The organism is Tenacibaculum pacificus, from assembly GCF_027941775.1.
Lineage (GTDB): Bacteria > Bacteroidota > Bacteroidia > Flavobacteriales > Flavobacteriaceae > Polaribacter > Polaribacter pacificus_A.
In genome coordinates this window covers 1,698,527-1,722,110 of the sequence record NZ_CP115917.1, presented here as the reverse complement: position 1 = coordinate 1,722,110, position 23,584 = coordinate 1,698,527, and the positions used below count along the sequence as shown (strand labels likewise).

At 29.5% G+C, this 23,584-nt stretch carries 16 protein-coding genes and 2 pseudogenes; 9 read left to right on the top strand and 9 right to left on the bottom strand.

Going from position 1 to position 23,584, the window contains the following annotated elements:
* Positions 1-159: 159 nt before the first annotated feature.
* Positions 160-1,086 carry a prolyl aminopeptidase gene (gene pip / locus PG913_RS07695; RefSeq protein WP_271230224.1) on the bottom strand — a complete coding sequence of 309 codons (927 nt, stop codon included), beginning with the start codon at positions 1,084-1,086 and terminating at the stop codon, positions 160-162.
* Between the two features lie 257 nt (positions 1,087-1,343).
* On the opposite strand from pip, the gene PG913_RS07690 reads away from it, so the two are divergent.
* Complete coding sequence (locus PG913_RS07690; RefSeq protein ID WP_271230223.1) at positions 1,344-2,084, top strand: OB-fold nucleic acid binding domain-containing protein; 741 nt, start codon at positions 1,344-1,346, stop codon at positions 2,082-2,084.
* Between the two features lie 84 nt (positions 2,085-2,168).
* On the opposite strand, the gene PG913_RS07685 is transcribed toward PG913_RS07690, so the two are convergent.
* Both PG913_RS07685 and fumC read right to left on the bottom strand, forming a co-directional pair.
* The gene (locus tag PG913_RS07685) at positions 2,169-3,035 is read right to left on the bottom strand and encodes a YkgJ family cysteine cluster protein (RefSeq protein ID WP_271230222.1); all 867 of its coding nucleotides are present in this window, start codon (positions 3,033-3,035) and stop codon (positions 2,169-2,171) included.
* A 144-nt stretch (positions 3,036-3,179) separates the two neighbouring features.
* Positions 3,180-4,581, bottom strand: a pseudogene (fumC, locus tag PG913_RS07680) (class II fumarate hydratase).
* Positions 4,582-4,727: 146 nt separating this feature from the next.
* Between fumC and PG913_RS07675 the strand changes: the two are divergent.
* Positions 4,728-4,901, top strand: a complete 174-nt coding sequence (locus tag PG913_RS07675) for a hypothetical protein (RefSeq protein ID WP_058884772.1) — start codon at positions 4,728-4,730, stop codon at positions 4,899-4,901.
* Positions 4,902-4,949: 48 nt separating this feature from the next.
* Here the strand turns inward: PG913_RS07675 and PG913_RS07670 are convergent, their stop codons facing one another.
* From PG913_RS07670 to PG913_RS07655, 4 genes and pseudogenes are all read right to left on the bottom strand, one after another.
* On the bottom strand, positions 4,950-5,342 hold the full coding sequence (locus PG913_RS07670; protein WP_271230221.1) for a hypothetical protein: 393 nt from the start codon (positions 5,340-5,342) through the stop codon (positions 4,950-4,952).
* Between the two features lie 129 nt (positions 5,343-5,471).
* A complete protein-coding gene (locus PG913_RS07665; RefSeq protein ID WP_271230220.1) occupies positions 5,472-7,931 on the bottom strand; it encodes a TonB-dependent receptor domain-containing protein in 2,460 nt (819 codons plus the stop codon).
* Between the two features lie 138 nt (positions 7,932-8,069).
* A pseudogene (gene yidC / locus PG913_RS07660) lies at positions 8,070-9,939 on the bottom strand (membrane protein insertase YidC).
* Positions 9,940-10,126: 187 nt separating this feature from the next.
* On the bottom strand, positions 10,127-11,740 hold the full coding sequence (locus PG913_RS07655) for a CTP synthase (RefSeq protein WP_271230219.1): 1,614 nt from the start codon (positions 11,738-11,740) through the stop codon (positions 10,127-10,129).
* Between the two features lie 228 nt (positions 11,741-11,968).
* Here PG913_RS07655 and rpmH point away from each other — a divergent pair, with 228 nt between their 5' ends.
* The 6 genes from rpmH (at position 11,969) to PG913_RS07625 (ending at position 21,328) form a co-directional block, all read left to right on the top strand.
* Entirely contained in the window at positions 11,969-12,130 is a 162-nt protein-coding gene (gene rpmH / locus PG913_RS07650; protein ID WP_058884776.1) for a 50S ribosomal protein L34, read from the top strand.
* A gap of 118 nt (positions 12,131-12,248) precedes the next feature.
* Positions 12,249-15,101 (top strand): carbamoyl-phosphate synthase large subunit, encoded by a 2,853-nt coding sequence (gene carB / locus PG913_RS07645; RefSeq protein ID WP_271230218.1) that lies wholly within the window; start codon positions 12,249-12,251, stop codon positions 15,099-15,101.
* A 128-nt stretch (positions 15,102-15,229) separates the two neighbouring features.
* On the top strand, positions 15,230-15,685 hold the full coding sequence (locus PG913_RS07640) for a MarR family winged helix-turn-helix transcriptional regulator (protein WP_271230217.1): 456 nt from the start codon (positions 15,230-15,232) through the stop codon (positions 15,683-15,685).
* Between the two features lie 13 nt (positions 15,686-15,698).
* The gene (locus PG913_RS07635; protein ID WP_271230216.1) at positions 15,699-16,829 is read left to right on the top strand and encodes an efflux RND transporter periplasmic adaptor subunit; all 1,131 of its coding nucleotides are present in this window, start codon (positions 15,699-15,701) and stop codon (positions 16,827-16,829) included.
* Between the two features lie 3 nt (positions 16,830-16,832).
* Positions 16,833-19,991: an efflux RND transporter permease subunit gene (locus PG913_RS07630; protein WP_271230215.1), complete on the top strand. Its 3,159-nt coding sequence runs from the start codon at positions 16,833-16,835 to the stop codon at positions 19,989-19,991.
* Between the two features lie 14 nt (positions 19,992-20,005).
* On the top strand, positions 20,006-21,328 hold the full coding sequence (locus tag PG913_RS07625) for a TolC family protein (protein WP_271230214.1): 1,323 nt from the start codon (positions 20,006-20,008) through the stop codon (positions 21,326-21,328).
* Between the two features lie 37 nt (positions 21,329-21,365).
* Here the strand turns inward: PG913_RS07625 and PG913_RS07620 are convergent, their stop codons facing one another.
* Positions 21,366-21,914, bottom strand: a complete 549-nt coding sequence (locus PG913_RS07620) for an acyl-CoA thioesterase (RefSeq protein WP_271230213.1) — start codon at positions 21,912-21,914, stop codon at positions 21,366-21,368.
* Between the two features lies 1 nt (position 21,915).
* Positions 21,916-22,290, bottom strand: a complete 375-nt coding sequence (locus PG913_RS07615; RefSeq protein WP_271230212.1) for a 6-phosphogluconate dehydrogenase — start codon at positions 22,288-22,290, stop codon at positions 21,916-21,918.
* Positions 22,291-22,393: 103 nt separating this feature from the next.
* On the opposite strand from PG913_RS07615, the gene PG913_RS07610 reads away from it, so the two are divergent.
* Positions 22,394-23,569 carry a GlmU family protein gene (locus tag PG913_RS07610; RefSeq protein WP_271230211.1) on the top strand — a complete coding sequence of 392 codons (1,176 nt, stop codon included), beginning with the start codon at positions 22,394-22,396 and terminating at the stop codon, positions 23,567-23,569.
* Positions 23,570-23,584 lie beyond the last annotated feature (15 nt).

The following is a 23,584-nucleotide window of genomic DNA, read 5'->3' as shown; positions in this document are numbered from 1 at the left end:
TCAAAAATAAATTTAATTTATAAAAAAACCTCCAATTTAATTGGAGGTTTTTTTGTTTTTGTCAATTCGAGTGATTTTAATGACTAAAAGGAATTTAAAATTATATCGATAATTATTTTATTTTTATTCAAAAATCACTCGAACTGATAGTTTTTTACTTTAAGAAGTAATTCTTTTCAATTCAGAAATTAAAGCAATTTTATTTTCTTCATCCGAAGAAGAATGTCCTGCGTTTTCAATATTTAATGTTGAATTATTTAAACCTTCATGCAATCTGAAAGCTTGAATTGGCGTACAAATAAAATCATATCTTCCGTGAACAATTGCTGTTTTAATATCTTTTATTTTATCAATATTATTCATGATAAAATCTTCAGGAATAAAACAATTATTTTTGATATAGTGTGCTTCTAAAATAGCCATTGATTTATATGAAAAGGTTTTTAACACCTCTTCGGTATCGGTAATTTTATTGATAGTGTAAAAAGACATTTCGTAATACGCCCATTCATAAGCATATTTATTACTGATTTCTACATCATCAGAGGTCATCATTTTTAAATAATAATCCACAGGATTTTCACCTTTAGGAACTAATTTATTAAAACGATTCCAAACATCAGGAAAAAATTCTTTAATTCCACCTCTAATATAATGGTCAAAAGCGTATTTATTTGCCAACCAAATACCTCTGACAATTAATCCAGATACTCTTTCAGGATTATGAATAGCATACACTAGCGAAAGCGTACTTCCCCAAGAACCTCCAAAAACATAGACTTTATCAAAATTTACATAATCAAGTAATGTATTTATATCTTCTAAAAGGTGTTGAGTTGTATTATTTTCAATACTTCCGAAAGGTTTACTTCTAGAAGTTCCTCGCTGGTCAAAAAAAAGTACATTATATCGTTTAGGGTCAAAATATTGTTTGTCTTTATCTCCAAAACCAGCTCCAGGACCACCGTGTAAATAGATTACAGGAATCCCTTTTGGATTTCCATATAATTCAAAATAAAGTTCGTGTCCGTGAGAAACAGGTAAATATCCTGATTGATATGATTTTATGTTTTTTTCTGATGTCATTTGTTGTTTTGCTTGAAAATTTGTGTTTAAAAAGATAAAGATACTAGCTTTTTTTATATTCTAAATATCAGAATGATTTATAAAAAAACAAGGGGTTTAAATTCCTTCTTAAAAAAAGTATTAAATCTGTAAAAAGAGATTTTATCTTTCTGCTATATTTTCAAAAACTGCTTCTGTTTGCATTATTTTTTCATTTTAATTTTTTCCCTAAATTAGAAATAAAAAATGTAATTTTCGCCCAAAATAAAAGAACAATAATGAAATATTTTACAGTAATTTTTTTAATGATTTTAGGATTTATAACAAGTTGTAAAGATTCTGAAAAATCAAAAATGACAAAATCAACAAAATCAACGACAGAAAAAAAATCTGTAAAAAAAGTAGCATCTTCAAATTCGCATAAAATTGTTGTAATCGAAAAAATACCTGCTGGAGGATATATTTATTTGAAAGTTTTAGAAAATGATAAAAAATATTGGATAGCAGTTCCAGGAAGACAAATAAAAATAGGAGCGACCTATTATTATGATGAAGGAATGGAAATGAAAAATTTTGAAAGTAAAATTTTAAAACGAACTTTTGATACTGTTATTTTTGCACAAGGTGTTCGAGATGAAGAAAATAAAACTAAGAATAAAATCAACAATAGAACTGTTAAAAAAAATATTAATAAAAGAAAAACGAAAGTCGTTAATATTGAAAAAGCTATTAACGGAATACGAATTTCAGAACTTTTTGAAAATCCAAAGGTATATCAGAATAAAGAAGTTATCATAAAAGGAGAAGTGGTAAAAGTAAATAACGGAATTATGGGTGTTAATTTTATTCATTTACAAGATGGAACAACAGGAAATGGTGAATATGATATTACAATTACAACGAATGAAAAAGTGAAAGTTGGCGATATTATTACTATAAAAGGAACTGTTATTTTGAATAAAGATTTTGGTGCAGGTTATCTTTTTGATGTACTTATTGAAAAAGTTAGTGTTTTGTAAATCTAATTAATTATAAAAAAATCCGAAATAATATTACTTCGGATTTTTTATTTATAAATAGTTAATAAAATTTATAAAAAGTTATTATTCTTTAGCACCGTGGCTTTTTGCAGTTTCTATCCAATGTTCTGAAAGTCCTTTTGTATCGGCTCTTAAACCTCTTGATAAATGAAGCGCAACAGCAATTATTAAAACCGAAGCTTTATGAAGTTCTTCAAATGTTTGTAAATTTCCGAATTTTTCTTGTGCTTTTAAAAGTAATAAATCACTGTGTTTTTGAGCAAAAATAACAGGGTTGTTTTCATGGTTTTTTATGTTTGGAATCATTAAATAATCCATCCATTCTTTTCCTATTCTTTTTGCAGATTCTTGGTGTGTTTCTTTACCTATTATTCTCCAAATTGCAAGTGTTTTTATGTCTCCAGAGGCAGATAAGCCCGAATCTAAAAGCAATTCAAAACCAATATCAGCAATGTTTTGCATTATCATTAAATAAGCATCTAATGCTTTTTCATATTGATGCGCTTTTTGTCCTTTTAAATATTCACCAACACTAAGTTTAGGTAAATCTAACACTTCAGAACAATCTGTTAAACATGGAAAAGCGTTTCCTTCGTAAATATATTCGGCTTTTTCAAATTGAACTTGACGACCTAACGGATATAAACGACACGCTAACGGACGACCAATATGAACGCTACAACCAGCATTTTCTAGATATTGACTGCATGCTTTTTGTCCTTTTTTATCGGTTTTTCCATCAAAAAGTAATTGAATACCTCCGAACTCACTATAAAGATCACGAAAATCACGAATACTAATTTTTTTCTCTTGACTAAAACTAAATAATTCCCACGGATTCAGCATTACATCTTTTCCAAAACAACATGATCCAGATCGAGAGCAGGTAAGTGGTAATATACTTTCAGAATTTAGTTTTGTTACTTGCATTTTGTATGTTTTATTTTTGAAAATGAATAGTTGAGATAAGTAATCGCTGTTTTTATAGCGAAGGCAAAAATAAGATTAAAAAACAAAAATCCCTACAATTATAAATTGCAGGGATTTTAATATATAAAATTTAAAAATGAAGGCTTATTTTAAAGCACCAATCATTTCTTCAGGTTTTACCCATTCGTCATATTCAGCTTCGGTTACATACCCTAAACGAACAGCTTCAGTTTTTAAAGTAGTTCCATTTTCGTGTGCCGTATTTGCAATTTCAGCAGCTTTATAATATCCGATTTTTGTATTTAAAGCAGTAACTAACATTAAAGAATTGTTTACTAATTCAGTAATTCTAGTATGATTTGGCTCAATACCAGCCGCACAATTTACATCGAAAGATACACAAGCATCTCCAATTAATTGAGCAGATTCTAATACGTTTTTCGCCATCATTGGTTTAAAAACGTTTAATTCGTAATGTCCTTGAGTACCACCAATAGTAACAGCAACGTCATTACCCATAACTTGCGCACAAACCATAGTGATTGCTTCTGCTTGCGTAGGATTTACTTTTCCTGGCATAATAGAAGAACCTGGCTCGTTTGCAGGAATAATTAATTCACCAATACCAGAACGAGGTCCTGAAGCCATCATACGAATATCGTTGGCTATTTTATTGATAGAAACTGCTAATTGCTTTAAAGAACCGTGAGTTTCAACAAAAGCATCGTGAGCCGCTAAAGCTTCAAATTTGTTTTCGGCAGTAATAAAAGGTAATCCTGTAAATTCAGCAATATATTTTGCTACTAAAACATCATAACCAGCTGGAGTGTTTAACCCTGTACCAACAGCAGTTCCACCTAAAGCTAATTGAGATAAATGCTCTAAAGAATTTTTTAAAGCTTTTAATCCGAAGTTTAATTGTGCTACATAACCAGAAAATTCTTGTCCTAAAGTTAGGGGAGTAGCATCCATTAAATGCGTACGTCCAATTTTTACAACGTCTTTAAATGCTTCTGATTTTGCTTGTAAAGTATCACGTAATTGCTCAACTCCAGGAATTGTAACTTCTACAATTTTCTTATAAGCTGCAATGTGCATTCCTGTAGGAAAAGTATCGTTTGATGATTGCGATTTGTTTACATCATCATTTGGTTGAATAGTTTTTTCACCTTCACCAATAACTTTACCAGCAATTTCGTGCGCTCTGTTGGCAATTACTTCGTTACAGTTCAATGTTCGATTGCGTTCCCGAACCTGTTTGCCAGATTACTAATGGAAATTGATCATCATGTTTACTTGCTAAAATTTCATCACAAACTTGTGCAATTAAATCTCTTTTTTCTTCGGCTAAAACACCTAATTCAGCATTTGTATAAGCGGCTGCTTTTTTAAGATAAGCAAAACCATATACAATCTCTAAAGGCATTGAGCCAGCAGGACCTATTTTAAAGTTGTTACGAGAGCGTTCTGTTTGTGCTCCCCAATATTTATCCGCAGGAACTTCAACATTTCCCATGGTGTCTTTTTCGATTCTGTACTTTGTCATTTTAAAATGATTTAAAAGAATATAAGTTAACTAAAGTCAAAATTACAAATTCTTATAGGTTTTAGTAGCGATTTTTAGGAGATTTTATTGGATGAAAAGAAAAATAGTTCTAATTTTGCATTATAACAATTATTAACAGAAAACAAATGTTAGATTTTTCACAATTTTCAGGATTAGTATTATTCATGTTTATTTTTACAACTGGTTTTTGGTTGTTAATTTTCTTATTAACATTTGTTGTTCCTTATTGGATTGGTGGAACAATTTTAGAAAACTTGAAATTAAAAAGAGACGCTAAAAAAGCCGCTCAAGGTAACTAGGCTTTTATAAAACATACAAAAGGCTCGCATTTAGCGAGCCTTTCTGTTTTAAAAAGAGTTTCGTTTTCCTCTTCTATTTCCTGAACCTTTTGAAGGACGACTTTTTTTGCGTTCTTTTTTTTGTTCTTTCATTATTTTATTAAACTCAACAAGTTGTTCTTTATCTAAAAAGGCTTGTAGTTCTTTTTCTTGCTTTAAATTTAACTCTTTAATTTGAATTCTTTTTTCTTGATCAGGTATTTCTTGCTGATGAAGTGCTGTTTTTTGATTGTTATATTTTAAAACAACTTCTTTTATTATTAATAATTGAATATTATCGATTTTTAGTTTTTCTTGAACTTTTTCTAATTTTTTATCAATTATTTTTTCATTATTTTTTTGTGCTACTATATTTCCTGTAAAGCTTATTATTAATAAACTTATAATTATTAATTTATACATAAAATTTTAATTCTAAGATGTAATTGCGTTAGGGATTGAATGGCATGTTTGAGCTCTTTTAGTTTCGGTGCTTTTTTTGCACCGAAACTAAAAAGCGAGTAATGAAAGCCCGCTCGAACGCCCAAATAATTATCCGCTAAATTCTGAGCCACCTCCATTATTTTGACCAGATGGTTTTTCTCTTTTTTTCTTTTGATTAAAACGATACGTAAAACTTAATGATATTTGACGTTCACGCCATTGAAAAGTTCCGTCTGCTATTGTTGATGGATTTTCTCTATTGCCATAATACGTAATACTTTCACGTTTACGAGAATTGAATAAATCACTGACATTTAAAACTAAAGAAGCTTTATCTTTTAAAATATCTTTACTAAAAGATAGGTTTGTCATAAACATTCCTTCTCTATCGCTTTGCGCACTATTTCTTGGACCACGATAGATAAGGCGTGTTTGCCAACCTATTTTTCCAGGAAGTGTGATTTGTGAATTAAAACGAGCAAACCAACTATTTTCGTTTACTTCGGCTAAATTTGTAACAATTTTTGAGCCATCTTGCGAGGTGTAAGTATGTGAAAAAGCATCGGTATTAAATTTATAATAATTAAAACTTGCTGATAAACGTACTTTTTTTGTAGGATTATAATTACTTGTAAATTCGAATCCGTAGCGTTTTTCGTCATTTAAATTTACTGGCTGACGTACAAAAACATTATTTCCATCTCTTTCTTCTATAACTGATACCGCTTGAACAATATCCGTTGAATGTTGATAATATATAGAAGCTCCTAAATTAAATTTTCTGATTTTGGTGTTATAACCTAAATCCAAAGAGTTTGTAAATGTTGGGTTTAAATCGGGGTTTCCTCTAAATACACTAGTTGCAGAACTTCTGGTTTCAAACGGATTTAATAGCCAATGACGTGGTCTTCTTAAACGTTTGCTATAGCCTAAAGTTAGGTTTTCATTGTCGTTTAATTCGTAGCCAAGATTTACTGTTGGAAACCATTCTGTGTATTTTTTTGTTGATTCTTGATTTGTAGTTAATACGTTTAAATCAATATCTGTAATTTCGGTACGTAAGCCTAAAAGATACGAGAATTTATTTATTTTACTCCCATATTGCGAATAAAAAGCAAATACATTTTGTTTAAAAGTTATGGCATTTGATGGGTCAAAATCATCTTCTGAATCTAAAATATTTACTTTAAAATCAGAACTTAAATCTTGATAAGTTGCTTTGTGTCCAATTTCAAACTGACTGTTTTCTCCGATAGGTAAGACATAATCTATTTGAAGTAATTTTTCTTTAGAGCTTGTTATTTGTGAATTTAATTCAGATAAAACACCATTTACAGTAACTGGTGATTTTTCAGTTTCTTGGCTATCTCCATATTGTAAATCGATGGTTAGTTTTTGCCCGTCATCATTTAATTTATTTGTGTAATTTATTGAGTATTGCTTGTCAGTACCATCTTCTTGTTCATTTTCTATACGAGTTTCGTTTAATAAAGGCTGTGAAAAATCATTAAATAAAAACCTGTCTGTCAAATTAGTAGCAACATCATCTCCATCAGATTTTCGATAGACAAAATTACCTGTTATAGAACTTTTTTTGTTGATATAATATTCTAAACCAATAGAGGCATTGAAGTTTTTGTTTTTTCTATCAAAAGTTCTATCTTCTATTTGTGTGCTATCTAAAATACCATTTTTTAAATAAGAAAATGTTGTTTTTGAATTTCCTGGACCTTTTCGGTAAGAATAACCAAAATTAGAAAATAAGTTGAATTTTTTGGTGCGATAATTTAAGTTTGGTGCAATTCGTAGTAAATCAGGATTACCTGCCGTAATATTTAATGAACCGTTAAAACCTGTAATTTTTCCTTTTCTAAGGATGATATTTAAAATACCCGCAGTTCCTTCAGCATCATAACGTGCAGACGGCGCTGTTATTACTTCTACTTTTTCTATTGCATCAGCAGGTAAATTACGCAAGGCATCTGTACCTGTTAATCCAACTAAAGCAGAGGGTTTTCCATCAATTAAAATACGAACGTTTTCGTTTCCACGTAAGCTAACAGCACCTTCAGCATCTACATTTACTGATGGTACATTGTCTAAAACATCCGAAGCAGTTCCGCCTTTTACGGTCATATCTTTACCAACGTTATAAATCTTTTTGTCTAAACGCATTTCTACTGTTGATTTTTCAGCAATAATTTCAACTTCATTTAATTTTTCAGCATCTTCAGAAAGCGTAATAGTACCTAAGTTGGTGTTTTTTATTAGTTTTTTGTTTGATAGATTTTTAGTTTTAAATCCAATAAATTCTACTTTAATTTCATAAAATCCTTTAGGAACTTCAATAGAAAAGTTTCCTTTTGCATCTGTTATTCCTCCAGAAATACGTTTGCTTCGTTTATGTGTGAGTACTAAAGTTGCGTATTCTAAAGGTTGCTTAGTATTAGATTCTATAATTTTTCCTGTTAAGGTTATTTTGGGGATATTACCTCGATTTCTTGTTGGTCTTTGTGCTTGAATTGAAACTGAAAGCATAAAAATAACAATTAGAATAAGTTTTTTCATTGCGTATTTAATTGATTAGATTTTGATAAGACAACTAAATTATTTAAAGGTTTAAAAGTAGTTTGTTAAAAAAATGTTAAATAAAAAAGGTCGCATTTAGCGACCTTTTAAGTATTGTAATTATAATAGGAAAAAATATTATTTTTTCTTAGCTTTTTGTTGAGCTGCTTGTTGCTCTTGAGCTTGTTTCATAGCGCTATCTAAACGCTCACGGAATTTACTCTTAGCTTTTTCTGGCTTCTTTTTATTCTCTTGAATTTTTGCATGAATTTTATCTTCATCAATTACAAAGTTTTTAATAACTAACATAATTACAATAGTAAGTAAGTTTGATATAAAGTAATATAAACTTAATCCACTAGCATAGTTATTAAAGAAAAATAACATCATAAGAGGAGAGAAGTAAATCATATACTTCATCATTTTTTGCATATCAGGCATTCCTTCTTGCGTTGGAGCTTGCATATTTGCTTGCTGATTTTGGTTCATTCTCATGTAAAAGAAAATAGCAACAGATGCTAAAATTGGGAATAAACTAATATGATCTCCATAAAAAGGAATACTAAAAGGTAATTGATAAATCATGTCATATGATGATAAATCATTTGCCCATAAGAATGTTTTTTGTCTAAAATCTATATTTGTAGGGAAAAACTTAAATAACGCAAAGAATACAGGCATTTGTAATAATGCAGGAATACAACCAGACATCATACTTACACCAGCTTTTCGTTGTACCGCCATGGTTTCTTGTTGGCGTTTCATTGCGTTTTCTTTTCCTGGGAATTTCTTGTTGATTTCTTCCATTTCTGGACGAATTACCTTCATTTTTGCACTCGATAAATATGACTTATAAAGTACTGGCGACATAATAATACGAACAACTATTGTCATTAGAATAATAATCAATCCAAAATTACCAATAAAACCTTTTAATAAGTTAAAAACAGGGTAAAATACAGTACGGTTTAAGAAACCAAAAATCCCCCAACCTAAATCGGCAATTTCATTTAAACTAGTTCCTTCATATGTTTTTAATAAATTATAGTTTGTAGGTCCGTAAAACCATTGCATATTATAATTTAATTCTCCATTTGTTAAAGCTAAAGGCGTTTTTAAACCGTATGTTTTAGTGAAAATTTTATCTTTTTCTTCACCAGTAAAATCAACAGATTTTAATGTAGCATCTTTAAAAGGAGTATCTGAAGATAAAATAGTTGAGAAAAAGTGTTGTTTATAAGCAACCCAATTTACATCATTTACAATTTCATCATCATTCATTTGTAAATAATCAACTTCATTATCAGCTTTGTAATAATAAGATGAATATTGATTTTCAGTTTTTAAACTTTTTTCAATGTCTAAAACCTTTTAAATTCCAATCTAAATTAACTGTTTGAGAGCTGTTTATTACAGTGCTTAATCCTTGTGAACGAACAGCAAAATCAACACGGTAATCATCTTTTTTGATTTCGTAACGATATTCTAAAAATTGATTTTCTGATACTTTCAATTTCATAGAAAGTATTTGCGTATCTCCATTTTTAGTTAAAGTAGGCACAAATAATAAATCTTTCGTATTTAAAATACGATTATCAGTAGTTCCGAAGTTAATATTAAAAGAAGCATTTTTATCTTTTATCAAAAATAAAGGAAGTGAATCGTAGGTTTTGAAGTTTTTAAGTAAAGCTTCAGTAATTTGTCCACCTTTATTATCAATTGTTAATTTAACAAGGTCATTTTCTATAGAAGTAACTCCAGTTTTAGCCGTTGAAGCACCATAAGCAAAAGCCCCTAATTGATTTTTTAAAGCAATTTTCTGTAATGAATCATTTAAAATTGTTCGAGAAATATTGTTTTGACTTGTTAAAGCATCAGAAACCTGTGCTGTTTGAGTTGTTGTTTCAGGAGTAACTTCAGGTTTACGAGTGTTCATCCACCAAAGTAGTATTCCTCCTAATAAAAGCATTCCTACGAATGATTTTATATCAAATTTTTTTTCTTCCATTGATATGTGTTATAATGTCAATTTGTCATTTTTTTTATTACTTAAGATAAAAAAGTAGCCAAATTAAGTAAAACCAATTTGTTTTATATGGTTTTACGATTGTTAATTTTTATAAATCTAATAGTTCAAATAGTATTCCAACTTGTTGAAAAAAAATCCTGTAATTAAAAATTACAGGATTTTAAATTTACTTTTTAGATTGTTGTAAAGCAGCTTTTATAAAACTCACAAATAAAGGATGTGGGTTTAATACCGTGCTTTTATATTCTGGGTGATATTGAACACCAACAAACCAAGGGTGTGTAGGTATTTCAACAGTTTCAACTAATCCTGTTTCAGGATTTATACCTGTTGATTTCATTCCAGCATTTTCTAATTGCTCTTTATAATCGTTGTTATACTCGTATCTATGACGGTGACGTTCGCTAATTAAGGTAGCTTTATAAGCATTAAATACTTTAGAATCTTCAGATATTTCACAATCCCAAGCTCCTAAACGCATAGTTCCACCTTTTTCAGTAACTTCTTTTTGTGCAGCCATTAAATTAATAACAGGATGAACAGTTTCAGAGTCCATTTCAGTAGAGTTAGCTTCTTTTAAGCCTAAAACGTTACGAGAATATTCAATAACAGCCATTTGCATTCCTAAACAAATTCCTAAAAATGGAATTTTATTTTCACGTACACATTGTACGGCCGCAATTTTACCTTCAATACCTCTGTCTCCAAATCCTGGAGCAACTAAAACACCGTTTAATCCTTCTAATTTTGAAGCAGCGTTTTCAGGAGTTAATTCTTCAGAATGAATCCAACGAACTACAACTTTTGTTTTATTTGCAGCACCTGCATGAATGAAAGCTTCAGTAATAGATTTATAAGAATCGTGTAATTCGACATATTTACCAACTAAACCAATTTCAATAGTTGCAGTAGGATTTTTATGACGTTCTAAAAACTGATTCCAAGCTTTTAATTTAGGTTGTCTGCGCGTAGATAATTTTAATTTATCTAAAACTACATAATCTAAACCTTCTTTAAACATTAAATTAGGCACATCATAAATAGTTTCTGCATCTAAAGATTGAATTACATCTTGTTTTTTAACATTACAGAATAACGCTAGTTTACGCTTAATAGTGTCGTTAATGTCGTGTTCAGAACGGCATACAAGTATGTCAGGGCTTACACCACTTTGCATTAACATTTTTACAGAGTGTTGTGTAGGCTTTGTTTTTAATTCACCAGCGGCAGCTAAATATGGAACTAAAGTTAAATGAATAACAATAACGTTATCATCTCCTAATTCCCATTTTAATTGACGTACAGCTTCTACGTAAGGTAATGATTCAATATCTCCAACAGTACCACCAATTTCAGTAAGAACGATATCATAATCTCCAGTTTTTCCTAAGATTTGAATTCTTTCTTTAATTTCATCAGTAATATGTGGTATTACTTGTACTGTTTTTCCTAAAAATTCACCTTTACGTTCTTTATTTATTACAGATTGATAAATTTTACCTGTAGTAACGTTATTAGCTTGTGAGGTAGGAATGTTTAAAAAACGTTCGTAATGTCCTAAGTCTAAGTCTGTTTCAGCCCCATCATCAGTTACATAACATTCACCATGTTCATATGGATTTAATGTTCCTGGATCAATATTAATATATGGGTCTAATTTTTGGATAGTCACAGAGAAACCTCTTTGCTGTAATAATTTAGCTAAAGAAGCGGCAATAATTCCTTTTCCTAGTGAAGAAGTTACGCCTCCTGTTACAAAAACGTATTTAGTGTTGTTCATGTTATTGTTAGGTTTGCGCAAAAGTAAGAAGTCTGACTATCCGAACAAATAAAAAAGTGAAAAAAATACATAAAAAATGCGTATTTTTGTAAAGTTGAAAAATATTTCAAAAAAAACATAGGAGTATTTGTAATACAAAAAAACTATTGTATATTTGCCCACGCTTTTAGCAGACGGAATTTCACAAAAGCAACATTGAATTAAAGACCATTTTTAAAAACATACATAATGCCGAAAAGAACTTACCAACCATCGAAGAGAAAAAGAAGAAACAAACACGGTTTCAGAGAAAGAATGGCATCTGCTAATGGACGTAAAGTATTAGCTAGAAGAAGAGCTAAAGGAAGAAAGAATTTAAGTGTATCTTCTGCTCCAAGACCAAAGAAATAATGATTAACAACTGTTAATATATTAGGTGTTACTATTTTTTTAGTAACACTTTTTTTATGCATAAAAAAATTATGTTTTAGAGATAAAACGATACAACAACATACAATACCTACTGAAAATGCCTAAAAATCAAAACCTTAAATCTATTTTAATAATCGGATCAGGACCAATTGTTATTGGACAAGCCTGTGAATTTGATTATTCTGGAACTCAAGCTTTGCGTTCTTTACGTGAAGACGGAATTGAAACTGTTTTAATCAATTCAAATCCGGCAACAATCATGACAGATCCTTCAATGGCTGATCATGTATATCTTTTACCTTTAAATACAAAGTCGTTAATTCAGATATTAAAAGATCATCCTCAAATTGATGCTGTTTTACCAACAATGGGTGGGCAAACTGCATTAAATTTATGTATTGAAGCTGATGAAAAAGGTATTTGGAAAGATTTTGGTGTAGAAATTATTGGTGTTAATATCGACGCTATTAATATTACCGAAGACCGTGAAAAGTTTAGAAACTTGATGTTAGATATTGGTATTCCAATGGCGCCTCAAGCAACAGCGACTTCTTTCTTAAAAGGTAAAGAAATTGCACAAGAATTTGGTTTTCCTTTAATTATTAGAGCTTCATTTACTTTGGGTGGAGAAGGAGCTTCTTTTGTTTATAAAGAAGAAGATTTTGATGATTTATTAACTCGTGGATTAGAGGTTTCTCCTATTCATGAGGTGATGATTGATAAAGCTCTTATTGGCTGGAAAGAATATGAATTAGAATTACTTAGAGATGCAAATGATAATGTAGTTATTATTTGTTCTATTGAAAATATGGATCCTATTGGAATTCATACAGGAGATTCTATTACAGTAGCTCCAGCAATGACACTTTCTGATAAAACATTCCAAAAAATGCGTGATATGGCAATCCATATGATGCGTAATATTGGTGATTTTGCAGGAGGATGTAATGTACAGTTTGCTATTTCTCCAGATGAAAAAGAAGACATCATTGCTATTGAAATTAATCCTCGTGTATCTCGTTCATCAGCATTAGCAAGTAAAGCAACAGGGTATCCTATTGCAAAAATTGCTGCTAAATTAGCCTTAGGGTATCATTTAGATGAATTAGATAATCAAATTACAAAATCTACATCAGCTTTATTTGAGCCAACGTTAGATTATGTAATCGTGAAAATCCCTAGATGGAACTTTGATAAATTTGAAGGTTCTGACAGAACTTTAGGTTTACAAATGAAATCTGTTGGTGAGGTTATGGGTATTGGACGTTCATTCCAAGAAGCATTACACAAGGCAACACAATCATTAGAAATTAAACGTAACGGTTTAGGAGCTGATGGAAAAGAAAATAAAAACTACGATGAAATTATTGAGAAGTTAACATACGCTTCTTGGGATAGAGTTTTTATTATTTATGATGCTATTAAAATGGGAATTCCGTTGAGTAAAATCCACGAAATTACTCAAATTGATATGTGGTTCTTAAAGCAATATGAAGAATTACACGAAATAGAAAAAGAAATTTCTAAGAATACAGTAGCAAATCTTGATAGAGATTTATTACTTGAAGCAAAACAAAAAGGATATGGAGATCGTCAGATTGCTCATATGTTAGGTTGTTTAGAAAGTGAAGTATATAGCAAAAGAGAGGAATTAAATATCAACAGAGTTTACAAGTTAGTTGATACTTGTGCTGCTGAATTTAAAGCAAAAACTCCTTATTATTATTCAACTTTTGAAAGTGATATTGTAACTAAAGAAGGTGTTACAGTTATTGCAAACGAAAGTGAAGTTACAGCAAAAAAGAAAATTATAGTTTTAGGTTCAGGACCAAACCGTATTGGGCAAGGAATTGAATTTGATTACTGTTGTGTTCATGGTATTTTAGCAGCTGCGGAATGTGGTTACGAAACTATTATGATTAACTGTAATCCTGAAACGGTTTCTACAGATTTTGATACTGCTGATAAATTATATTTTGAGCCTGTTTTTTGGGAACATATTTATGACATCATCAAGCATGAAAAACCAGAAGGAGTTATTGTTCAGTTAGGTGGACAAACTGCTTTAAAGTTAGCTGAAAAATTAACTAAATACGGAATCAAAATTTTAGGTACTAGTTTTGAAGCCTTAGATTTAGCAGAAGATAGAGGAAGTTTTTCTGATCTTTTAGTGAGAAATAAAATTCCATTTCCTGAATTTGGAATTGCTGAAACTGCTGACGAAGCTTTAGTTTTAGCTGATAAATTAGATTTCCCAATTTTAGTAAGACCTTCTTATGTATTAGGAGGGCAAGGAATGAAAATTGTTATCAATAAAGAAGAATTAATAGAACACGTTGTTGATTTATTAAGAAGAATGCCTGGTAATAAATTATTATTAGATCATTATTTAGACGGAGCAATTGAAGCGGAAGCTGATGCAATTTGTGACGGTGAAAATGTTCAAATAATTGGTATTATGGAACATATTGAGCCTTGTGGAGTTCACTCTGGAGATTCAAATGCAACATTACCAGCCTTTAATTTAGGTGATTTAGTTATCCAACAAATAAAAGATCATACTAAAACAATTGCTTTAGAGTTAAAAACAGTTGGTTTAATAAATGTTCAGTTTGCTATTAAAGATGATATCGTTTATATTATTGAAGCAAATCCAAGAGCATCACGTACAGTTCCTTTTATTGCAAAAGCTTACAAACAACCTTATGTAAACTATGCAACTAAGGTAATGTTAGGTGAAAAGAAAGTTACAGATTTTGATTTTAACCCTCAATTAGATGGTTATGCAATAAAGCAACCAGTATTTTCATTCAATAAGTTCCCGAATGTAAACAAACAATTAGGACCTGAAATGAAATCGACAGGTGAAAGTATTTTATTTATTGATGATTTAAAAGATGATCAATTTTATGACTTATATTCAAGACGTAAAATGTACTTAACTAAGTAATATAAAATTTTAATACAAAATTAAAAGTCTATCAGAAATGATAGGCTTTTTTTTCTTAAAAATAAATAGTTGCATATGCAACTATTTTAGTCTTTTGTACTATTTTTGTGTCTAATATTAAAATTAAAATGGATTTCGAAAATACATTAGCTCCTTGGTTAGGAAAAACAATGAAAATGATAGATAATCATATTCAAGATCTTTTTTTTGAAAAAAATATACATCTTACAAAAATACAGTTTATCGTACTAAAAAGATTAAGACATAAAAATGGAGTACCACAACAAGAGTTGGCTTTTTTAACAGGTAGAGATAAAACATCTTTAACTCGTTTAATTAATACAATGCAAAAGAAAAATCTTGTTGCAAGAGTTCCTTCAGAATCAGATAAACGAATTAATAATATTCATTTAACCAAAAAAGGAATTGAATTATTTGATGAAACATTTCCTATTATGAAAAGTTTTGCAAAATGTTTACAAGAAAATATATCAGAAGAAGAAATAGCACAAGTAATTAATGTTATAAAAAAAGTACAAGATAATTTAAATACAAAATCAGTAAAAGGTTGTATCAACAGCTAAATAATATATAAGTATGAGAAAATTAATTATAGTAGTAGCAGGAGTTGCATTACTTGGGATATCATTTTTAATATCGAACTATTTTAAAAATAGTAAAAAAATTCCAAAACAAAAAGATGTGAAAATTGAAAAAACTGTTTTTGTTGATGAAGTTAAAAATGGAGATATTCCTATAATAATATCTGCAAATGGAAATTTAGTGGCTAAAAATAAAGTAGTTATTTATTCTGAAGTACAAGGAATTTTACAAGCTACTGGAAAAGATTTTAGAGCAGGAGTATCATATCAAAAAGGGCAAACATTATTACGTATAAATAGTCAAGAATTTTATGCCTCTATACAAGCTCAAAGAAGTTCGTTACAAAACTTAGTAGCTTCAATTATGCCTGATATGAGATTAGATTATCCTCAATCTTTTGAAAAATGGAATTCTTATTTGAAAAATTTTGACATCAATAAAACGACACAAAAACTTCCAATATCTAGTTCTGATAAAGAAAAATACTTTGTTACAGGTAAAAATATATACACTACATTTTATAATTTAAAAAATTTAGAAGCACGATTAAATAAATATAATGTTAAAGCTCCTTTTAAAGGTGTTTTAACAGAGGTGTTAGTTACAAATGGTACGTTGGTTAGGTCTGGTCAAAAAATGGGAGAGTTTATAGATACTTCTGTTTTTGAATTACCATTGTCTGTTAATGGTGCATTTGCAGATATTTTAAAAGTTGGAAAAATAGTAGCACTTTATAATTTAGAAAAAACTAAAAAATGGGAAGGTAAAGTTGCTAGAATTAATAGTAAAATAGAACAAGCTTCACAAACGGTTCAAGTATTTATTGAAGTAAAAGGTAAAAATTTACGAGAAGGAATGTATGCTATGGCAAATGTATTCGCAAAAGAAGCAACGAATGTTATTGAAATTAATAGAAAGTTATTGGTTGAAAATAAATCTGTTTATGTTGTTAAAAATAATGTATTAGATTTAGTACTAGTAAATCCAGTACACTTTAATGAAAATACCGTGATAGTTAAGGGATTAAAAAATGGTGCTCAATTAGTCTCAAAACCTATTGCAGGAGCCTATATAGGTATGCCTGTTAAGATTTTTTCAGAAGTTACAAACTCTTCAAAAAAATAGGATATGAAAAAAATAATCGCATATTTTATAAAATATCCAGTAGCCGTAAATATTATTATTATCGCTTTCGTTCTTTTAGGAATGGTTGGTTATTCATCTTTAAAATCATCTTTTTTTCCTTTAACAGATGCTAAATTTATCAATATAAATATTGCATATCCTGGTGCTTCTCCACAAGAAATGGAAGAAGGAGTTGTTTTAAAAATTGAAGATAATTTAAAAGGATTAGTTGGTGTAGATAGAGTTACGTCAACATCATCAGAAAATACAGCAAGTATTTCTGTAGAAATATTAAAAGGATATGATATTAATGTTGTTTTAGCAGATGTTAAAAATGCAGTTGATAAAGTTCCTAATTTTCCTTCAGGAATGGAACCTGCCGTGGTTTCTAAAATAGAAAAAATAGCGGAAACAATTAGTTTTGTCGTTACAGGTACTAATATCCCGCTTAAATCATTAAAAAATATTGCTAGAGATATTGAAAATGATATCCGTAGAATAAAAGGAATATCACAAATTACTGTTTCGGGTTATCCTGATGAAGAAATTGAAATAGCAGTAAGAGAAAGCGATTTAATTGCGTATAATTTAACTTTTAATGAAGTTGCAAAAGCTGTTTCTTCGGCAAATATTTTAACGACAGGTGGTTCTGTAAAAACAATTGCAGAAGAGTATTTAATTAGAGCAAATAATCGTTCTTATTATGGTGATGAATTAGATAATTTAGTAGTTAAAGCTGATGCTTCAGGAATAATTATTAGATTAAAAGATGTTGCGATTGTAAAAGATATTTGGAACGAAACGCCAAATAGAAATTTTTATAACGGAAATTTAGCCGTTAGAATGCAGGTTAGTAATACAAATAGTGAAGATTTAATTTCATCAGCAAAAAATATTAATGAATACATTGAAAAATTTAATAAACAGCGTGATAATGTTGAAATAGCTGTAACACGAGATTCATCTATTACATTAAATCAACGTACCGAATTATTATTTAAAAACGCATGGCAAGGAATGTTATTAGTACTCTTGTTTTTATCGTTGTTTTTACGTCCTAGATTAGCATTTTGGGTAGCAGCAGGTTTGCCTGTAGCATTTTTTGGAATGTTTATGTTAGCAGGATATTTTAATATTACTATCAATGTTTTATCGTTGTTTGGAATGATTATCGTTATTGGTATTTTAGTGGATGATGGAATTGTAATTTCTGAAAACATTTATCATCATTATGAAAAAGGTAAAAACCCTATAAGAGCCGCTATTGATGGTACTATGGAGGTTGTTCCGCCAATTATTTCGGCAATTACAACTACTGTTTTAGCGTTTTCAATGTTTTTCTTTTTAGATGGAAATATTGGAGAATTTTTTGGTGAAGTAGCTACAGTTGTAGCATTAACATTGGTTTTATCTTTGGTCGAAGCTTTAATTATTTTACCAGCACACGTTGCACATTCAAAAGCATTACATAGAGATCAGAAAGTATATGCATTTAATAAATATGCTGAAAATTTAATGGATTTTATGCGTGATAAATTATACGCACCAGCATTAAAATTTGTGTTAGATAATAAGTTTTTTGGCTTAGTAATTCCAATTGCTTTATTAATGATAACTATCGGTGCTTTTAAAGGAGGAATTATAAAAGGAACTTTTTTTCCGTCTATAGCAAGTGATCGTGTTTCTGTAAATTTAACAATGCCACAAGGAACAAATGAAAAAATTACGGATAGTATTATTTCTGTAATTGAAGCAAAAACTTGGGAAGTTGAAAAAGAATTTACCCAAAAATATGCTTTAGATGGTAAACCTGTAATAGAAAATATTTTAAAGCAAATCGGTAGAGGTTCTGCTAAAGCATCTTTACGAATTAATTTATTACCAGGAGAAACCAGAATGTTTAGTTCTAGAGAAATTACCAATGCAATACGAGAAAGAGTAGGTACTATTTATGGTGTTGAAGCATTAACTTTTGGTTCAGGAGGTAATTTTGGAGGAAGTCCTGTATCTGTTTCGTTATTAAGTAATAATATAAGTGAGTTAAAAGCTGCTAAAACCGAATTAAAATCAGCACTAAATAAAAATCAAGATTTAAAAGATGTTACCGATAATGATCCGCAAGGAATAAAAGAAATCAATATAAATTTAAAAGACAATGCTTATTTGTTAGGTTTAAATTTAAACGCAGTAATGTCTCAAATAAGAAGTGGTTTTTTCGGGAAACAAGCACAACGATTTCAACGAGGACAGGATGAAATAAAAGTATGGGTTCGTTATGATAAAAACGAACGATCATCAATTAAAAATTTAGATGATATGCGAATTTCAACACCAACAGGAAGTAGAGTTCCGTTATCTGAAATAGCTACCTACACTATTGAAAGAGGTGAAATAGCAATAAATCATTTAGATGGACAAAGAGAAATAAAAATTGATGCTGATTTAAAAGAAGCACAAGGAAGTGCTACTGATATTTTAACTGATATTAAAACTAGAATTATGCCTTTAATTGTAGCTAAATATCCATCTGTAACAGCTTTATATGAAGGGCAAAATAGAGAAGCATCAAAAGTATCTAGTTCTGCAGCTTTAGTAGGTCCTGTAATTTTATTATTGATTTATATTGTTATTGTATTTACATTTAGGTCTTATAGTCAGCCTTTAATGTTATTAATAATGGTGCCATTCAGTTTGATTGGTGTTGCTTGGGGGCATTGGATTCATGGTTTTGCGGTAAATATATTATCCCTTTTAGGGATTATCGCTTTAATAGGAATTATGGTGAATGATGGCTTGGTTTTAATCAGTAAATTTAATAGTTACCTAAAAGAAGGTATGGAGTATGAAGAAGCCTTATTTGCTGCGGGTAAATCAAGATTTAGAGCTATATTTTTAACAACAATTACCACTGTAGCAGGTTTAGCTCCGTTAATTTTTGAAACAAGTAGACAAGCACAATTTTTAATACCTATGGCAATATCAATTGCTTACGGAATTATGATTGCTACTTTTTTAACTTTACTAACATTACCTGTTTTATTATCAATTTCTAATCATTTTAAAGTGTATGTACAATGGTTTTGGGAAGGTAAGAAACCAAAAAGAGAAGCAGTTGAAAGAGCTATTAAAGAGTTAGCATCAGAAAAAGAAGAATCAGCATAGTAAAAGATCATAAAATGAAAAAAACATATTTAAGTATAGCGTTTTTATTGATAAGTATTTCTTTTTACGGACAAGATATTTTATCAAAAGAAAAAGCAGTAACGCTTACATTAGAAAATAATTACGATATAAGAATTATAAAAAATAATTTAGAAACAGCTAAAAATAATAAAGGAATTTATAATAGTGGATATTTACCTACAATAACAGCAAATGCGGGAACTAATTATAGTAATAATGATACTGATAGTGAATTTCAAAATGGTAATGTAAACCCTGTAAATGGAGCAGAATCTAAAGCTTATAATGCTTCAGTAGGATTAAATTATACTATTTTTAATGGTTTTAATAGAAAATATACTTTTAAACGATTAAAAGAAAATTATAATTTAACCGAACTACAGGTGCGTCAAGTAATGGAAAATACATTAACTACGTTATTTTTGGCTTATTATGAAGTAGGAAGGTTAACTGAAAATGAAGCAACACAAAAGGCAACATTAGAAATTTCTAAAAAAAGATTGCAAAGAGCTGAGTATAGTTTTGAATATGGACAAAATACAAAGTTAGCAGTTTTAAATGCTGAGGTTGATGTGAATAACGATAGTATTACTTACATAGCAGTAAAAAGGGAATTAGCAAATTCTAAAAGAGATTTGAATATCGTTTTAGGTAGAAAAGTAAATACACCTGTAAAAGTAAATACGGATGTTACTTATGCTATTGATTTAAAATTAAATACCCTTTTAGAAAAAGCAAAAAATAACAATGCAATTTTATTACAAGCAAACAAAAATATAAAATTAGGTGAGTTAGATGTAAAAATTCGCCAATCAGGTTGGATGCCAAATGTAAGTTTAACTAGTTCATATGCTTGGACTAAAAGTAATAATGATGCTGTTAATGATTTTAGTCCAATTTCTAATACAAGAAAAGGTATAAATGCAGGTTTAAATATGTCTTGGAATATTTTTGATGGAGGAAAAACCAAAACGAATGTAACGAATGCAAAAATAGCTTTAGAAACTCAAGGAATTAAAAAGTTACAACAAGAAGAATTATTAGAAAGAAATGTTAATAATACCTGGGAAATTTATCAAAATGCATTGTTTTCATTACAAGTACAAGAAAAGAATGTAGTAACTACTCAGTTAAATTTTAAACGTACTAATGAACGATATAAATTAGGACAAGTAACATCTATTGATTTTCGTCAAGCACAAGTTAATTTAATAAATGCATCATTAAGTGTAAGTAATGCAAAGTACACTGCAAAAAATGCTGAATTGCAATTATTAAAATTAGCAGGAATATTATTAGAGAATAATAATTTTTAAAACAAAAAAATCCGAAGTTAGTTAACTTCGGATTTTTTTATAACTCAACTTTTACATTGTATTTTTCTAAATCTTTAACATAATCATGGTGTACAAAATCATCGCTATCAAATTCATTTTGACGATTTTTTTTCATTTCAATACGTTTTATAGCTTTTAAAAAACGTCTTACTTCAATATCATCATTTACAATTAAACCAGGAACAGCAACACTTTTACCGTCATCATCTTTAGCAACCATTGTAAAATAGGATGAATTACAGTGTTTCATTTTACCTGTTCTAATATTTTCAGCTTCTACACGTATACCAACAACCATAGAGGTTCTACCTGTATAATTTACAGAAGCTTTCATAGTTACTAACTCGCCAACTTCAATCGGGTTTAAAAAATCAACTGTATCAACTGATGCTGTAACACAATATTCACCTGAATGTTTAGAGGCACAAGCAAAAGCAATTTGATCTAATAAAGATAAAATATAGCCTCCATGAATTTTACCACTAAAATTAGCGTGAGATGGTAGCATTAATTCAGAAATTACAATACCTGTATCTTCTACGTGTTTGTATTTTTTGTTTGTCATTTTAATTTTCTAAACTTCTAAAGTGAGGAGAATTCTCTTGTTCAACTTTTGTTACAAAATATTTAGAATCTCCTAGCCAAAAATAGGTAGCATAAAGTTCCTTATAAGTAACTTTTACATAACGACCTTGAAATTTTTGTAAATCTTCAATAACTTGTTTTTCGTTATCTTGTACAGAGAATGAGAAAATTTGAGCTCCAGAAATACCTTGACTAATTTCACCTTCCCAAGTTTTAATACCAACTCCTTTATAACTTATTTTTATAAGTTCTCCAGATCGTACACCCTGACTATAAGGTACAAAATAGATAAAAGCATAATAAGTTAGCGCAACTAATGTGATAATAAGAATAATTAAAGCTACTATTTTTTTCATGGTAATATTTTAAGTTTAGGTAACAAAAGTAAGCTTAATATTTAAACTTGTAAAACGATTTGAAAGTAGTAATTTTGTATGAGTTCAAAAAAATAAAATAAAAATGAATTATATCTTATTTGATGGTGATGTAAGAACAGCTTTATTACCATTTACATATACGAAACCTGTTGCAGATATTAGAGTTGGTATTTTAACTATTCGAGAAAAATGGGAAAAACATTTAGGCTCAACCACTACAACAGTTACCGAGGAATATTTAGAAGAAAAATATCCGATGGTAGAGTTAGAGGTTAACATATTATTAAACGCTTCTTTTTTACCAACAGACACATTGGTTGATATGGTAAGAGACTTAACCGAAAATCAGGCTATTTTTAAAGGTGAAGATGTAATTGCTTTTTATACAAATGATAAGCAAGATGAGGTAGACTTTTCGAACTATGAACATATCGAATATGAAGAAGATTTAATTCAAATTAAAAATACATGGGATATTTTTTCTTTAAATGATAAAGCAATTCGTGCTGATTTTGATTTAATTACTGACGGAAGATCATCAGAACCAATTCCTGAAACAGTAAATTGTATCAATAAAAAAGATATATTTATTGAAGAAGGCGCTAAATTAACTTTTGCGACTTTAAACGCTAGTACAGGACCTATTTATATCGGTAAAAATGCCGAAATAATGGAAGGTACAGTTGTAAGAGGTGCATTAGCTATGTGTGAAAATTCGGTATTAAAATTAGGAACAAAAATATACGGAGCAACCACTTTAGGTCCTTATTGTAAAGTAGGAGGTGAGGTTAATAATTCGGTGTTAATGGGATATTCTAGCAAAGGTCACGAAGGCTTTTTAGGAAATTCTGTATTAGGTGAATGGTGTAATATTGGAGCAGATTCTAATAACTCTAACCTAAAAAATAACTATGCCGAAGTAAAATTATGGAATTACGAAACGGGGCGTTTTGCAAAAACAGGGTTACAGTTTTGTGGTTTAATGATGGGAGATCACTCTAAATGTGGAATTAATACCATGTTTAATACAGGAACTGTTGTTGGTGTTTCAGCTAATATTTTTGGAAGCGGATTTCCAAGGAATTTTGTACCTTCTTTTAGTTGGGGAGGAGCATCAGGATTTACAGAGTATAAAACAAATAAGGTTTTTGAAGTTGCTGATGTTGTAATGAAAAGGCGTAATATTGATTTTGATGATGTAGAAAAGAGAATTCTTGAACATATTTTTGAAGAAACAAAAACATATAGAAATTATTAAAAAAAGCTCACAATA

What these genes read in the sequence shown, in the direction of transcription:
- pip (WP_271230224.1), bottom strand. Translation starts at nt 1,086, where the DNA reads ATGACATCAGAAAAAAACATAAAATCATATCAATCAGGATATTTACCT.
- PG913_RS07690 (WP_271230223.1), top strand. Translation starts at nt 1,344, where the DNA reads ATGAAATATTTTACAGTAATTTTTTTAATGATTTTAGGATTTATAACA.
- PG913_RS07685 (WP_271230222.1), bottom strand. Translation starts at nt 3,035, where the DNA reads ATGCAAGTAACAAAACTAAATTCTGAAAGTATATTACCACTTACCTGC.
- PG913_RS07675 (WP_058884772.1), top strand. Translation starts at nt 4,728, where the DNA reads ATGTTAGATTTTTCACAATTTTCAGGATTAGTATTATTCATGTTTATT.
- PG913_RS07670 (WP_271230221.1), bottom strand. Translation starts at nt 5,342, where the DNA reads ATGTATAAATTAATAATTATAAGTTTATTAATAATAAGCTTTACAGGA.
- PG913_RS07665 (WP_271230220.1), bottom strand. Translation starts at nt 7,931, where the DNA reads ATGAAAAAACTTATTCTAATTGTTATTTTTATGCTTTCAGTTTCAATT.
- PG913_RS07655 (WP_271230219.1), bottom strand. Translation starts at nt 11,740, where the DNA reads ATGAACAACACTAAATACGTTTTTGTAACAGGAGGCGTAACTTCTTCA.
- rpmH (WP_058884776.1), top strand. Translation starts at nt 11,969, where the DNA reads ATGCCGAAAAGAACTTACCAACCATCGAAGAGAAAAAGAAGAAACAAA.
- carB (WP_271230218.1), top strand. Translation starts at nt 12,249, where the DNA reads ATGCCTAAAAATCAAAACCTTAAATCTATTTTAATAATCGGATCAGGA.
- PG913_RS07640 (WP_271230217.1), top strand. Translation starts at nt 15,230, where the DNA reads ATGGATTTCGAAAATACATTAGCTCCTTGGTTAGGAAAAACAATGAAA.
- PG913_RS07635 (WP_271230216.1), top strand. Translation starts at nt 15,699, where the DNA reads ATGAGAAAATTAATTATAGTAGTAGCAGGAGTTGCATTACTTGGGATA.
- PG913_RS07630 (WP_271230215.1), top strand. Translation starts at nt 16,833, where the DNA reads ATGAAAAAAATAATCGCATATTTTATAAAATATCCAGTAGCCGTAAAT.
- PG913_RS07625 (WP_271230214.1), top strand. Translation starts at nt 20,006, where the DNA reads ATGAAAAAAACATATTTAAGTATAGCGTTTTTATTGATAAGTATTTCT.
- PG913_RS07620 (WP_271230213.1), bottom strand. Translation starts at nt 21,914, where the DNA reads ATGACAAACAAAAAATACAAACACGTAGAAGATACAGGTATTGTAATT.
- PG913_RS07615 (WP_271230212.1), bottom strand. Translation starts at nt 22,290, where the DNA reads ATGAAAAAAATAGTAGCTTTAATTATTCTTATTATCACATTAGTTGCG.
- PG913_RS07610 (WP_271230211.1), top strand. Translation starts at nt 22,394, where the DNA reads ATGAATTATATCTTATTTGATGGTGATGTAAGAACAGCTTTATTACCA.